Genomic DNA, 14,551 nt, shown 5'->3' with positions numbered 1-14,551 from the left:
TCCCCGGTCGGCCGGGGCTGTGGTGGCGAGGTCAGCCGAAGGTGAGTTTGCTGGTCTTCCAGCCGCTGTCCGCGCTGATCACCGTGGTTGCCGCGCCCAGGGTTGCCTTGCCGCCCTTGTGGATGGCGATGCCGCCGTCGTCGGTCAGGGCCCAGATGTCCGGGATGCCGTCGCCTGTCACGTCCGGTGTGCCGTAGACCAGGTGGATCGGCTTGGCCGACTTCGTCCAGCCGGTGGCGTACGTCGTGTCGACGCCGGTGCGCGAGTCGGCGGCGGACGCGAGCGACGCCAGGGTGGAGCCGTCGGCGGAATCGGCCTTGCCGTAGCGGATGTAGAGGTTGCCGGAGCCGCCGGAGCGCCAGACCAGGTCCGGGGCGCCGTCCTTGTCGTGGTCGCCGACGGAGATCAGATCGCGGTCCAGCCAGGCGGTCGCGGCGAGCCGGTGCGCGCTGGAGAAGACGGCCCCGGTGTAGCCGGTGAGGGCCCACAGCGCGCCGGACGTGGTGAGGACGAACAGGTCGGGACGCTTGTCCTTGTTGTAGTCGGTCACGATGATCTGCTGGTACGTGGCCGGGTCGGGGGCGCCTGCGGGCAGCCGGAGCCGGATCCGCTGTTCGATGTCCACGCTGCCGTAGCCGTCCCCCCGGTAGAGGTAGAGCTTGCCGTCCGGCATCCGGGCGAAGAGATCGGTGATGCCGTCACCGGGATAGGCGTCCCCGCCGTGCGCGATCAGCGCGGGCTTGCCGTCACTGCCGATCCAGTGGTCGGCGTAGCCGTCCTCCTGGGAGAGGACGGTCCCGCCCCGGTGCGCACCCTCCAGCGACAGGTGCAGATCGCCGGAAGGGTCCGACGGATACATGTGCAGCAGCCCGGTGTCCTGGATGGTGTACAGATCGGGGGTGCCGTCACCGGTGACGTCCCCGAAGGTGTCCGCCTCGTCCCCGGGCTTCACGTAGAAGATGTACTTGGTGCCGTCCGAGACATTGCCTGCCGTGTCAACGGACCTCACATACAGCACATTCGGTCCCGCGAACGGCGGACTCAGGGTGCGGACAAGGGACTTCTTCGGCTCGACACTCACGTGGTTCTTGTAGGAACTGCTGTTGAACGAGTACTGGAACACGTTGATGTCCGACTCGCCGTTGGGGGCGAAGGTGAAGGAGCCGGCGGTGCCGAAGGCGTCCTTCGACCATGCGGTGCCGTCGGCATTGGCTTCCGGGAAGACTGTCGACGTCACATCCGGTGCCAGGGGTTTCGAGCTGTCGTAGACGAACCGGCAGACCTTCGGGCCGACCGTCGGAGCGTAGCCGGACGGAGTGTCCATCGAGTCGATGGCCTGGACCCGCCAGGAGTACTGGTGTGTGTTGGTGAGCTTCGACCTGGCGAGTGTCACGGACGCCTTGCCCGAGTCGGTGACAGCGATCTTCCGGTCCAGGATCTTGTCGTCGCCGTGGCCCGTACGCCACAGCTGGAAGCGCAGGAATTCCAGATCCTGCCGGGTCGAGTTGTCGTCCGGGTCGGATGACGCGGCCGACAGGGTCAGGTCGTTCTTGCCGATGCTCTGGTACGGAGCAGTAGTGTCACACCCCTTGCCCGGTGACTGCTGAAGCGAACTCGGTTTCTTGGGAGGGCGGTTGTATATCACATCGACCTTGGGGGCGCTCTCGCGCTCGGCCTGGAATTTCTTCCACGAGTAGGCGGAGTCCTCGGTGCTCGCCCGCAGTCCGATGGTCACCTGCTTCCAGTTGCCGTCCGCCGCGTCCTGCAACAGCGACTTGGCGTTGACCTCGACATATTTCTTCGGGCAGGAGGAGTTGAAGCCGTGGGCCACCGACTGGGTGTCGATCTTCGTCTTCCAGCTCGGCTGTCTGTCCCAGGTGGTCTTGGAGGAGATGTCGCCGGTGTGCCACACCTGTACTTCCCGCGCCGAGCACGACCAGGCGTAGGTCTCCAGCAGCTTCAGGTTCGCCGACCGGACGGTGGCGCCCTTCATGCTGGTGGTCCAAACGAGGCGGAAGAAGGAGCGCGAGGTGCCCCAGGTGGTGGATTCGTAGCCCACCCGGGCTTCGGTGGTACCGGAGTTGTAGTTGGCGCCGTCGTAGAAGCTGGAGGTGGGATAACGGTTGTACGCGGTGGTCCAGCCCTTCGTCTTGCCGTGGATCGTCGGGTCGATGAAGACCGGGTAGGTGGCGCTTTCCGCGGTCAGCAGCGACTGGTCGGGGATCAGCCGCAGGGGGGAGACGCCACCGGCGGCGGGAGCACCGAGGGTGGCGTCCAGCGTGGCCAGTCGGCTGCCGTTCTCGGGCCCGGCGAGTCCGGGCAGCGCGAGGATGTCGGTGGCGCTCAGCACGGCGGGCCGTACGGCTGTACCCGATGCCGAGGTGCCCGTACGGTACGAGGCGTGGTCGGCGGATCCGTTCGAGCGGCGGGCCGAACCGTTGCCCCCGTCACTCTCGTCCGGGTCGGGGATGTCCTGGTCCCCGGGGCCCGCGGGCTCCCCCGGCACCTCCGTGTCGGGGCCGTCGTCCGGTGCGCCGGAACCGTTGGGCGGCTCCGGCGCGGCGGTGTCGAGGCCGTCCGAGGTGTCCGTGCTCTCGTCGGGAACGTCCTCGTCCGGGGGATCGGAGGGGATGGGACCGGGTGTCTCGGTCCCGTCGGTGGGCGGCGAGTTCTCCCCCGCCCCCACGGTCGGTGTGCCCGCCGAGTCCCACATATGCGGGGTGGGCGAGATGACGACCTCCTGTCCCGTGGCGTCCTCCCCGGTCACGACTTTGGAGCCCGGGTCGATCCGGAAGGTCAGGTCGGGGGAGGACAGCCCGTAGGAGAGCGTGGCCAGGGCCGGATCGGCGGCCGCCTCGGCGTTGTGCACGATCAGCACATGGCTGAAGCCGCTGTCCTTGGCGGTGAGCAGCAGGTCGACATCCGTGAACACGTTCCGGTAGAGCGCGCTCGGCCCTGAGATCACCGGTTCGGGAAGCTCGCCGGGCCAGCTCAGGGTCGCCTCGTGACCGCCGCTGCTCACGGTGGCCAGGTCGTGGTAGTTGTCCGTCGCGTCGGCGGCCCGCAGGGTAGCGCCTCCCGAAACGCCCGTGTCCGTGAGGAAGCCGGCGGTGGTACGGGATCCAGCGGCCACGCCCGTTCCCGTACCGGACCCACCACCACCCACCGTGTACACGGCGCGTTTGGCGGCCGTCGGCTTGCCGGTGTCCGGGCTCCGGGCGCCGCCGGGGGAGAAGACCACCGGGTCGGCCGCCGCCTTCGGAGCCCAGCCGCCGTCGACCTCGACCAGATCGGTGTCGATCGGCCGCCACTTCCCGTCCACCTCGGCACGGACCGGAGCGGCGTGCACGGTGAGCCGGAAGGAGCCGTCCGGCTGGGCGTAGGTGGTCGAGGTCGGGGTCCGCAGGGCATCCACTTCGACCTGTTTGCCCTTGGCGACGGCCTGTTCCAACGCGGCGTCCTCGGACAGCGCCCCGGCCGGGCCGGGCGTCCGCGCATCCCCTGCCCCGCGCCCCCCGGCCGCTGGGTCCGGTGGGCCGGAGTCGGGGGCGTGGAGCAGCCCGAAGGTGAGCGCTGCGGCGATGACGGCGGCCACGCCCCCCGCGGTGCGCCGGGATGCGGGCAGGCCGAAGCGACGACGTTCCACGGTGCTGGAGTCCCCCTCCTCAATGGCAGGGCAACAGAAAGCCCCCGGTGTCACGCGCGATGACGACGCCCCCGGCAACCGCCCGTGTCCGATGCCATTTCCCAAAAACCTCACGGCCGCACCCCGCCATTGCCGGGGTGCGTGAGGGAAGAGCATGGCCCATGCCATGAGAGACACGCCAGGGATTCCTGCGCCCGAGGAAGCGGGGCGTGGTCGCCCGAGTCGTTTCTGTACGCGAAGGAGCAGGTCGGGTGGGGTGCGAACCAGCGTGGAAGAAACGTACGCAAGGCGGCGAAAGCGGGTGTTTTATCTGTTCTTTATGTCCGCTTGAAGGCTCGTTGGTGATCGCGTGGTGAATTGACGAAAATATCCCTCGTTTAACCCACATGGTAGCTACATGGTTTTTTCGCGTCATTAGTCAGCGCGCGGTGGAATTTATTCGGTGAGGTAGATCACCACAACCAAAAGCTGGTTGACGCTCAGTAAATTCATGGCTCAGGATTCGTGCTCATCGGGGGGGCCGCTGCGTGATCACAGGATCACCGCTGGTGCCCACAGCAGTGAGCGTGGGGGGATATCGCCGTGCGGCGACCGCAGTTCTGGCAGTTCTGGCGACTCCGGCGTGCCCGGAGCCGGGCGCGGTTCGGCGTCGCGCCGTTCCGCGCCCTCCACCGGCCGAGCAAGCGGGGCCTGCTCACCCTCATCGGCACGCTGACCCTGGCCCTGGTGGCCGGTCTGTTGCCGGGCATGGCCGTCGCCGTGCCGCCGGACGCCCGGCGCAACGGTGTCGAGCTGGCCGATCTGCCGAAGGCCGAAGAGGCGCCCGGCGACGATGACGAGCAGCTTGCCGCGCTGACCCCCACCGACGCCGAGCAGCGCGAGGACTACGAGCCGGTCGCCGTCGAGCCGCCGGCGGGCGGCAACGTCAGCCAGCGGCTGGCCGGACTCGCCGCCGGTGACCTCGTCAAGGTCGGTGATCTGCCGGTCGAGGTCGGCGCGCCGGAGAAGGCCACCGGCGCCGAGGCCAAGGCGCTGGAGGGCACCTGGCAGGTCGAACTCGCCACCCCCGCCGCCATCGAGGCCACCTCCATCCAGGGCATGGCCCTCACCGTCACCCCGCCGGCCGAGGCCGAGGGCGACGCGGTGATCGCGCTGGAATACACCAAGTTCGCCGAGCTGTACGGCGCGGACTGGGCCGACCGGCTCGCCTTCGTGCAGTACCCGGCCTGCTTTCTGACCGACCCCGGGTCCGAGGAGTGCGCCGAGCCGACCGAGGTCGCCACCGAGAACGTGGTGCAGGGCGATGAACGCCGCATCCTGGCCACCTTCGACGTGGCGGCACTGCGCATCGGCGGGACGGACGCGACGGACGGAGACGCCGCCCAGGTCGCCGCAGCGGGCACCGGCACCACGAACGATGCCCTCTTCCGTAACCGCCCGGCGGGTGAGTTTCCCTGGAGCGATCCGGCCGCCGGGGCCGACACCGGGCTGCGCACCCTCCTGCCCGTCTCGGCCGAGGCGGCCGCCTCGGCCGGTTCCGGCGGCTCCGTACTGCTGAGCACCGACAAAGGATCCGGCTCCAAGGGCGACTTCTCCGCGACCCCGCTGGTCGCCGCCGGTTCCTGGTCGGCAGGCAGCAGTGCGGGCGGCTTCGGCTACACCTACCCGCTGAACGTGCCCCAGGTGCCGGGCGGCCCTTCGCCGAGTGTGGCCTTCGGCTACAACTCCCAGGTGGTGGACGGCCGTACCTCCGCCTCCAACAACCAGCCCTCCTGGATCGGGGACGGCTGGGAGTACAACGCGGGATCCGTCACCCGCGCGTACCGCAGCTGCCGGGACGACATCAAGGACGGCAACAACGCCAAGCACAAGACCGCCGACCTGTGTTGGGGATCGGACAACGCGACCCTCACCCTCGGCGGCACCACCACCGAACTGGTCCGTGACGACAAGAGCGGCGAGTGGGTCACCTCCAGCGGCGACGGTTCCAAGGTCGAACTGCTGAAGAACACCGAGCTGGACAACGGCGACAACGACGGTGAGTACTGGAGGGTCACCACCCGGGACGGCACCCAGTACTACTTCGGCCGGCACAAGCTGCCCGGCTGGAACACCGGCGACCAGGTCACCGACTCGGTGTTCACCGTGCCGGTGTCCGGCAACCAGAAGGGCGAGCCCTGCTACCGCGCCACCTTCGCCGAATCCTTCTGCCGGCAGGCATGGCGCTGGAACCTCGACTACGTCGTGGACACCAGCGACAACGCGATGAGTCTGTGGTGGAAGAAGGAGACCAACCACTACGCGCGGAACAACGCGTACAAGAAGCCGGTCTCCTACGTACGGGGCGGCTACCTCTCCCGTATCGACTACGGACTGCGTGCCGGCTCCCTCTTCCCCGCCGAACCCATCGCCCAGGTCACCTTCGACGTCGCCGAGCGTTGCTTCGCCGAGGGTCAACTCACCTGCTCCGAGGAGAACTTCACCTCGGGCAACTTCGACCAGAACCGGATCTGGTACGACACCCCCGCCGATCTGTACTGCTCCAGTGCCACCGGCAAGGAGTGTTATGTACCGGTGCCCACCTTCTGGTCGCGCAAGCGGCTGGCGAAGGTGACCACCTGGGCGCAGCGCACCAAGGGGTCCACCGAACTGTCGAGGGTGGACCACTGGAACCTCAGCCAGACCCTGCCGGCCGATCACACCGACTACGGCACCGCGCTGTGGCTCTCCGCCGTCACCCGCACCGGGTACGACACCGCCGGCGAGACGAAGACCCTCAACCCGGTGAGCTTCCTCGCCAACACCAAGCCGATGGCCAACCGGGTCAAGCCGGCCAACGACACCGGCCCGTCCTTCGACCGGCTGCGGATCGGCCGGGTGGTGAGCGAGTACGGCGGCGAGACGCGCGTCGTGTACAAGGCGCCGACGGGCCCCTGCGCCACCGGCTCCGGGTTCCCCGCCGTGGAGGCCAACACCGGGCTCTGCTTCCCCGTGTACTGGCACCCGGATTCGGACAAAGAGACCATCTCGTGGTTCAACAAGTACGTCGTCGACTTCGTGGAGGAGATGCCGGCGCTGACCGGTGTGCCGTCCAGCAGGACGTCGTACGAGTACCTCGACGGTGGCGCCTGGGCCTTCAACCAGGCCGAGTTCTCCAAGAAGAAGACCCGGACCTACGATCAGTGGCGCGGCTTCGCCCGGGTCAAGACCTATACGGGTGAGAAGTCCACAGCCTCCTACCAGCAGACCGCGCGAAGCATGAGCGAGGTCCGTTACTTCCGGGGCATGGACGGCGATCCGCTGCCCAAGGACGGCAAACGGTCCGTCACGGTCGAGGACACCGAGGGCGAGACCATCGCGAAGGACAGCGAGCCCTTCCAGGGCCGGGTCGCGGAGAGCGTCACCTACACCTCGGAGACGGCGACCGACTGGCTGACCCGCAGTGTGGACCGGCCCGAAGCGGTGCAGCTCGCCTCCCGCGCCCGGGAGGACGGGATACCCGCGCTCAAGGCATGGCGGGTGCTGGAGACCGAGAGCCGTGACATCACCAAGTCCTCCGGCAGCGGTGACGACAAGCGCACCGAGCGCACACTGCGCACCACCACGGAGTACGACAGCGATTACGGCCTGCCGGTCAGGATCAACGAGTACAACGACTACAGCGCCGGGGCCGGTAACAACACCGACGACGACACCTGCACCACGCTCTCCTACGTCCACAACACCGCCGAGCACCTGATCGGGCTCTCCAAGGAATCCCTGACCGTCACTGGTCTGTGCGCCGATGCCGACAACACCACCGGCTCCGACTGGATCTCCGGCGCGCGTGTCGCATACGACGGCAAGGAGTTCGGCGAGGCCCCCACCAAGGGTCTGGCCACCAGCACCCTGGACGTCACCGAGAAGGGCGGCCGCTGGACCGAGGCGGGCAGCGCCCGCTACGACTCCTACGGCCGGGTCGTCTCCTCCACCGACGCCAAGGGGCAGACCAGCACCGTCACTTACACCCCGGACAACGGTCAGGTCCACGAGGTCGCCACCAGCAACCCCCTGAAACACACCGCGATATCGGTGGTGGAGCCGGGCCGGGGCACCGCGCTCAGCGAGACCGACGCCAACGGGCGGACCACGGTCTTCGCCTATGACGCGCTGGGCCGCTCCACCGAGGGCTGGAGCGCCGGGCAGGACAAGAACGACCCGCCGTCGGTGCGTTTCACCTACAACACCACCATCGGTGAGCCGGTCTCGGTGGTCACCGAGACCCTCGGCGAGGACGACACCTACGCCGAATCCGTCGTCATCTACGACGGCCTGGGCCGCGAACGGCAGACCCAGACGCCCGCGGTCGGCCGTGGCCGGCTGATCAGCGATGTCCTCTACAGCCCCAACGGCACGGTCAAGAAGACCAACAACGCCTACTACGCCACCGGCGCCCCCTCGGCCCAGCTGTTCTCGCTGAAGTCGGAGTACCAGGTGCCCAACGCCACGCTGTACGCGTACGACGGTCTGGGCCGGGTGATCTCCGAGACACCGTACGAGGACGGCAGCGCGAAGCCCGGCAAGGCGGTGACGTACGAGTACGGCGCCGACTACACCACGGTGACCGAGCCCAAGGGCTCCGCCTCCACCCGTACGTACAGCGACGCCCTGGGCCGTACGGTCCGGATCGACACCCTCACCGGAAGCGGTCCGCAGGCGTACTTCTCGACCCGGTACGAGTACGACGCGCGCGGTGACCAGATCGCGGCGCGCGACAGCGGCAAGAACACCTGGTCCTGGACGTACGACGTGCGCGGCCGGCTGACCGCCGCGACCGACCCGGACACCGGCACCTCCCGGACCTGGTACGACGAGCTGAACCGGCCGTACCTCGTCGAGAACGCCTCCGGGGTGACCGTGTGGACCGGCTACGACGAGCTGTCCCGCCCCACCGGACAGCGGCTGAACGACGCCAAGGGCACCGAACTCACCAAGTTCACCTACGACATGGCGGGGGCCAAGGGCCTTCCGGCGGCCGCGACCCGCTACACCGACGGCAAGCCGTACACCACCCAGGTAACCGGGTACAACACGGACTACCAGCCGACCGGTCAGCGCGTCACCCTGCCCGAGGACATCGCCGCCGCCTACGGTCTGAAGCAGAGTTACGACTACACGTACGAGTACACCAAGTCCGGTCTCGCCGAGGCGGTGACACTGCCGGCGGCGGGCGCGCTCGGCTCCGAACGGGTCGTGGTCCGCTACAACGAGGCCGGACTGCCGATCTCGACATCGGGCAAGGACTGGTACACGGCGGAGACCTCGTACAGCCCGTACGGCGAGGTGCTGCGTACCGTCACGGGCCAGCAGCCCTACCGGGTGTGGAACACCAACCTCTTCGACGAGAGTTCGGGCCGGCTCACCCGGACGATCACGGACCGCGAGAACGCCGGCGACACATCGGTGGCCACCGGAACCCGGGTCAACTCCCGTACGTACGGCTACGACGACTCCGGGAACGTCACCACTGTCGCCGACCGGCTCGACGGCGTGACGGACCGTCAGTGCTTCGGGTACGACGTCCAGGGGCAGTTGACCCAGGCGTGGACCACGCCGAACGCCGACTCCTGCGCGGCAAAGGGCAAGAGCACGGCCGACCCGGTGAACGCGGATGGAACACTCAATGTGACCGCCGCCAACTCCGGTTACTGGCAGACCTATTCGTACGACACGATGGGCAACCGCACCAAGCTCGTCGCGCACCACCCGGGCGGCGACACCTCGAAGGACGCCACCACCGAGTACACATACGGCAAGAAGGACGGCTCGCAGCCGCACACCCTGACCTCGATGACGTCGAAGTACCGGACGGAGACCGGGGCGCAGATCAACGAGGCGGCCACCCTCACGTACGACGTGAGCGGCAACACCACGAAGCAGGTGGTGGGCGGCGACGAGCAGGGGCTGACCTGGACCTGGGACGGCAAGGTCGAGAAGGTCACCGGCTTCGGTGCCAATGGCGCGGGCCCCTGGGTGGGCCTGGGCAAGAAGTGCCTGGACGCCAGAGGGGGCGAAGCGGCGGCGGGTACGGCGATCCAGCTGCATGCGTGCAACGGGTCGAAGGCGCAGAAGTTCCGTATCGACGCGCCTGGTTCGACGCAGTCGGGCACCGGTGCGCTGAAGATCATGGGTAAGTGTGTGATCCCGGCGGGCAACGCCACGGCGAACGGCGCGCTCACGGTTCTCGCGGACTGCTCGGGTGCGGCGAACCAGCAGTGGACGGTGACCGCGGCGGGTGGGCTGAAGCATGTGTCGTCGGGGCGCTGCCTGGACGTTCCGGGCGGCTCCACGGCCAACAGCACGCAACTCCAGATCACAACGTGTGGTTCGGGCGCGGGTCAGCTCTGGTCACCCTCGGATGTGACGTCGTACATCTATGACGCGGGTGGCAACCGGCTGCTGGCGGTCAGCGGCGGTGAGCGCACGCTGTATCTGGGTGATACGACGGTCGCCACCAACGCCTCCGGGGAACACGCGTACACCGAGCGGTATTACAGCCAGCCGGGTGCGCCGACGGTGATGCGACGGGTGTCGTTGACCGGTGGCAGCAATGGTGCGTTGTTCGCTCTGGTGACGGACCATCACGGGACGCCGATGGCGGAGGTTTCGCTGTCATCGGGACAGACGGTGAAACTGTCGAAGACGGATCCGTTCGGTGTGGAGCGTGCCGAGGCGGGTACGTGGCTGAGCCATCGGGGGTTTGTGGGGGGTGACAGGGACGCGGGCTCGGGGCTGACGCATCTGGGGGCGCGGGAGTACAACGCGTATACGGGACGTTTCCTGTCGGCGGACCCGGTGCTGGACCAGAGCGATCCGGTCCAGATGAACGGCTACAACTACGCGAACAACAACCCCATGACCTTCTCCGACCCGTCGGGCCTGGCCCCGGCCGGCGGCAACGAGGCGGTGGGCGGTCCGTCGGCGGGGGAGCAGTCGTGGGCGCGGTCGATGCTGAGCCGGTCGATGATGGATGTGATCCGGGACGTCGGCTGGGCGGTCCTGAAGGAGTTCCTGGGCTGGAACGACGTGGTGGGCTGTTTCACCCGGGGTGACCTGTGGTCGTGTGCGTCGATGGCGATGGACGCGATTCCGTGGAGCGCGGTCTTCTCCAAGTCGAAGAAGATCTGGAACGCGTTGAACGCGACGATGAGCGCGATCAGCGCGTGGCGTTCGGCGCAGGCGAAGGCGCGTCAGATCATCGAGCTGGCGCGTAAGGCGGCCGAGGCCGCGAAGCGGATCAAGGCGGCGAAGGAGAAGGCCCGCAAGGCCGCGCAGGCGAGGAAGGCGAAGGCCGCGGCGGCGGCGCAGGAGCTACGGGCGAGGGTCGCCCGTGCGAAGGCTCCCACGGGTAAACCTGTGCAGAGACAGGCGAGGGCCAACCTCACCAAGTCCAGTACGGGTGGCAGCGGTGCGAAGGCGGCGAGCCCTGCCCGCGGCAACACCGCTGTGCGGACCAACAGCCCTAGCGGGGGCGGTGGTTCGTGCGCCACGGGAAACAGTTTCGCGCCGGGCACTCTCGTTCTGATGGCCGATGGGACGAGCAAGCGGATCGAGGACATCAGGAACGGCGACAAGGTCCTGGCCACCGACCCGGTCACGGGTGAGACCACGGTGGAGACGGTGTCGGCGGAGATCACCGGTCAGGGAACCAAGAACCTGGTCCAGATCACCATCACCACGGCCGGTGACGGGGACATCGGCTCGGTGAACGCCACGGTCACGGCCACGGACGGCCACCCCTTCTGGGTCCCGGAGCTCAACGACTGGATCGACGCCACCGACCTGAAGGCCGGCCAATGGCTCCGGACCAGCGCCGGAACGTTCGTCCAGATCACCGCGATCAAACGCTGGACAGCCACCACGGAGACCGTCCACAACCTCACCGTCACGAATCACCACACGTACTATGTGCTGGCGGGCGCGACGCCGGTACTCGTCCACAACTGCAACGTGGCGCTGGGGCAGAAGGCGGAAGGCACCTATTCATGGGCGGACGGTGAGGGGTTCAAGCACTTTGGCGGCTATGCTCCTGACGCATGGCAGGGCCCAGTGGAGAACGCGATCCGGGACTCGTCGGTGACGCTTCACGTAAATCTCCGCGGCTTGGGCAACTTCACTGAATCGGCGAAGACCGGGCTCCAGCCAGGAGCGTACGCCACTGATATGGAGATGGGCTGGATCGCCAGAGCTGTCGGTAATGGCGAACGGTCATGGTCCTCCATTAACTTCTATCGACCGAACGCGAAGGGGGCTCTTGAAAGAGTCGATGTCGCGGAACCAGATTGGGCGAGCTTCGGTAGGCTCAGGCCCTTCATATCGGATGCAGGGAAGTTCTGTGGCTGCTAGCGAAACGAACCGAAGGGGGGTTCATGAGCATGGATTCGCTTGACCCAGGTCTCTACCCAGACCTCTTCGCTGCGGGCGGCCTCATCTCGGCGATGGAGCTAGCGTCGGCAAAGAAAGATCTCGACCTGGGACGGCTCTACAGTCACTACGCATCGGGACCTGGCCTGCTAGCCACGGCTGAGCTGGATTCGAGTCACGGAAGGGCTTCTATTCAGCTCAGTAGCCAAAGCAGGACCTTCTACGTAGCAATCCAGGGGCAGGGATTCACATGGGCTGAGGGTGCCACCGATGATCTAGGCGATCTGATTGAGGCATTGGCTGCATGGCGGGATGGCATTTCGGTGGATGACTTCGCTGAAAGGTTCCAATTCATGATGCCGGGGCGGCTCGCGAGAGCCCACGAGTCGGGAGACTCGGTACCCGCTCAGTGGAATTGGTTGCGGACTGCTGAGGAGTTCTCCGAGGAGCGCCCGCTTGTGGAAGCGGCCTACGCAGATGGTCGGTTCGGCTATTCCTTCCCAACTCTCAGCCATGGAACGCTACGGCTTAGATCGGTGCGCCGAGAGCAAGGGGCCCAGGAAGTGAGCATTACTCCACTTTCTGGAGGTTCCTACCGTGTGGAGAATCCTCGATTGCTCGACCCGACGGTCGTAGATTCTTTGAGGGAGGCTCTTACTGTGGCTTCTGAAGCTCTCGCGAGTAACGAATGACACGTTCACTTCAGTAAATGAGGAGCCCCGCCGACCTTGGTCCGGCGGGGCTCCTGCGTTGGGTGACGGCAGTAGTTGACGGCAACGTCAGCGCACGAGGGCGGGGCAGGGCGGCGGTTCGTCGTCGTTGCTGTTGACCGTCTTGGCGATCTCCGGGGTGCCGAGGGCGGTGCTGAGGGTGTCGATGGCGTCGCGTTGGAGACGGAGTCGGACGTGGGCGTAGACGGTCGCGGTGACGCCGATGTGGGCGTGGCCGAGGAGTTCCTTGATCACGACGAGTTCGACGCCCTGTTCCAGGAGCAGGGTGGCGGTGGAGTGGCGGAGGTCGTGGGTGCGCCGTGAGGCGCAGTGGTTCGAGTGGAGGTGAGAGACCTTCATCGCTGATCCCGTCGCAGCGGGACGGTGGAGCTGGGGGCAGCCTGATCCGGGTGGTGCCGGGGAGGGTGGGAGCAGCCCTGACAACGCCGGGACGTGCCAGTACTGCCAGATGGTGCGGGTTCGGCTAGCGGGACGGAGAGGAGTACGCGAGGAACCGGCGTGTGACACCCCCTTGATGCGACACCGGCTCGAACCTGGTGGATCTGGGCCGGGAGCGGCGCGCACCCGACGAGCGTGTGGGCGGGGAACTCCTGAGGCGGTGGGTACGAGCTGCCAGGGAGGCTGCGAGGAAGGTCTGCGGCGTACTCGCAGCGATGCCGCAGGGGCATAGTCGGGCTCCTACTTCGACGAGCGAATCACTGTGAACACGGGAACTGTCCCGGGCCTGCCCTCAGCCCGCGCATCCAGCGCGGGCGTTGGGGCTGGGCTCACCGACCGCCGATCGGCCTGGGACGGGGCGGAGCCGCCGTAGTACTCCGAGCCGGGGAAAGCCCGCGCACATGGGGAAGGGCGGCAGCGGTTTCGAGAAGGACTGGAGACTGTAATGCCGGAAGAAGCACCGCTGAATGGCGGCGCTCCGCGTCCGGGACCTGCCGGGTCATGGGCGAGGGTATCGGGGATGCAGACCAAGCTTCACCGTTGGGCGGCGGCCGATCCGGGCCGCCGGTTCGATGACTTGTTCAACTTCGTGCACGACCCGGCCACGCTGCTCATGGCGTTCGACCGGGTCGCGGGCAACCAGGGGGCCAACACTCCCGGTGTCGACGGCCTGACGGTCGCCGGGATCGAGGAGCGGATCGGGGTCCCCGGTTTCCTGGACGATCTGCGGGCCGCCCTCAGGGACGGCTCGTTCCGGCCGCTGCCGGTGCGGGAGAGGAAGATCCTCAAACCGGGCGGGTCGGGGAAGGTCCGCAAGCTGGGCATTCCCGCGCTTGCCGACCGTGTCGTCCAGGCGGCGCTGAAACTGGTGCTGGAACCCATCTTCGAGGCCGACTTCGAGCCGGTCTCGTATGGATTCCGGCCCCGGCGCAGGCCACACGACGCGATCGCCGAGATCCACCACTTCGGCACCCGGGGATACCGCTGGGTGCTGGACGCGGACATCGAGGCGGCCTTCGACAACCTCTCACACTCCTTCGTCATGGATCGAGTGCGGGCGCGCGTCAAGGACAAACGCGTGCTGGCCCTGGTCAAGGCGTTCCTCAAGGCCGGTGTGCTCACCGAACTCGGTGAGCAGCGCAACACCCACACCGGCACACCCCAGGGCGGCATCCTGTCCCCGTTGATCTTCAACATCGCGCTGTCCGCGCTCGACGAGCACGTGATGGCGCCATGGAATGTCAACGGCCTCGTAGTGCTCCCCGTGGGCGGCCAGTGATCTTCCCCGCTGGTGGCCTCGTGGGTGTCCCTGGTGGCGGCCAGATAATCTCCC

4 protein-coding genes and 1 pseudogene are annotated in these 14,551 nt (G+C 67.3%); 3 read left to right on the top strand and 2 right to left on the bottom strand.

Features of this window, described 5'->3' with window-relative positions:
- Nucleotides 1-31: 31 nt before the first annotated feature.
- Nucleotides 32-3,646: a DNRLRE domain-containing protein gene (locus ACIP8W_RS15725; protein WP_402203346.1), complete on the bottom strand. Its 3,615-nt coding sequence runs from the start codon at nucleotides 3,644-3,646 to the stop codon at nucleotides 32-34.
- Nucleotides 3,647-4,228: 582 nt separating this feature from the next.
- Here ACIP8W_RS15725 and ACIP8W_RS15720 point away from each other — a divergent pair.
- Together ACIP8W_RS15720 and ACIP8W_RS15715 are read left to right on the top strand one after the other, a co-directional pair.
- Entirely contained in the window at nucleotides 4,229-12,031 is a 7,803-nt protein-coding gene (locus ACIP8W_RS15720; RefSeq protein ID WP_402203344.1) for a ricin-type beta-trefoil lectin domain protein, read from the top strand.
- A gap of 23 nt (nucleotides 12,032-12,054) precedes the next feature.
- Nucleotides 12,055-12,741, top strand: coding sequence for a DUF6193 family natural product biosynthesis protein (locus ACIP8W_RS15715; RefSeq protein ID WP_401957683.1), 687 nt, complete (start codon nucleotides 12,055-12,057; stop codon nucleotides 12,739-12,741).
- A gap of 87 nt (nucleotides 12,742-12,828) precedes the next feature.
- On the opposite strand, the pseudogene ACIP8W_RS15710 reads toward ACIP8W_RS15715, so the two are convergent.
- Nucleotides 12,829-13,077 (bottom strand): annotated as a pseudogene (locus ACIP8W_RS15710) (tyrosine-type recombinase/integrase); the annotation flags it as partial.
- Between the two features lie 661 nt (nucleotides 13,078-13,738).
- On the opposite strand from ACIP8W_RS15710, the gene ACIP8W_RS15705 reads away from it, so the two are divergent.
- The gene (locus ACIP8W_RS15705) at nucleotides 13,739-14,497 is read left to right on the top strand and encodes a reverse transcriptase domain-containing protein (RefSeq protein WP_402203342.1); all 759 of its coding nucleotides are present in this window, start codon (nucleotides 13,739-13,741) and stop codon (nucleotides 14,495-14,497) included.
- The last annotated feature ends 54 nt before the right edge of the window (nucleotides 14,498-14,551 follow it).

Source organism: Streptomyces sp. NPDC088554, assembly GCF_044752945.1.
GTDB lineage: Bacteria > Actinomycetota > Actinomycetes > Streptomycetales > Streptomycetaceae > Streptomyces.
This window is presented reverse-complemented; position numbering and strand designations above follow the sequence as displayed.

Excerpts from the sequence above, each read along its gene's own strand:
- ACIP8W_RS15715 (WP_401957683.1), top strand. The coding sequence starts at position 12,055 with ATGAGCATGGATTCGCTTGACCCAGGTCTCTACCCAGACCTCTTCGCT.
- ACIP8W_RS15705 (WP_402203342.1), top strand. The coding sequence starts at position 13,739 with ATGCAGACCAAGCTTCACCGTTGGGCGGCGGCCGATCCGGGCCGCCGG.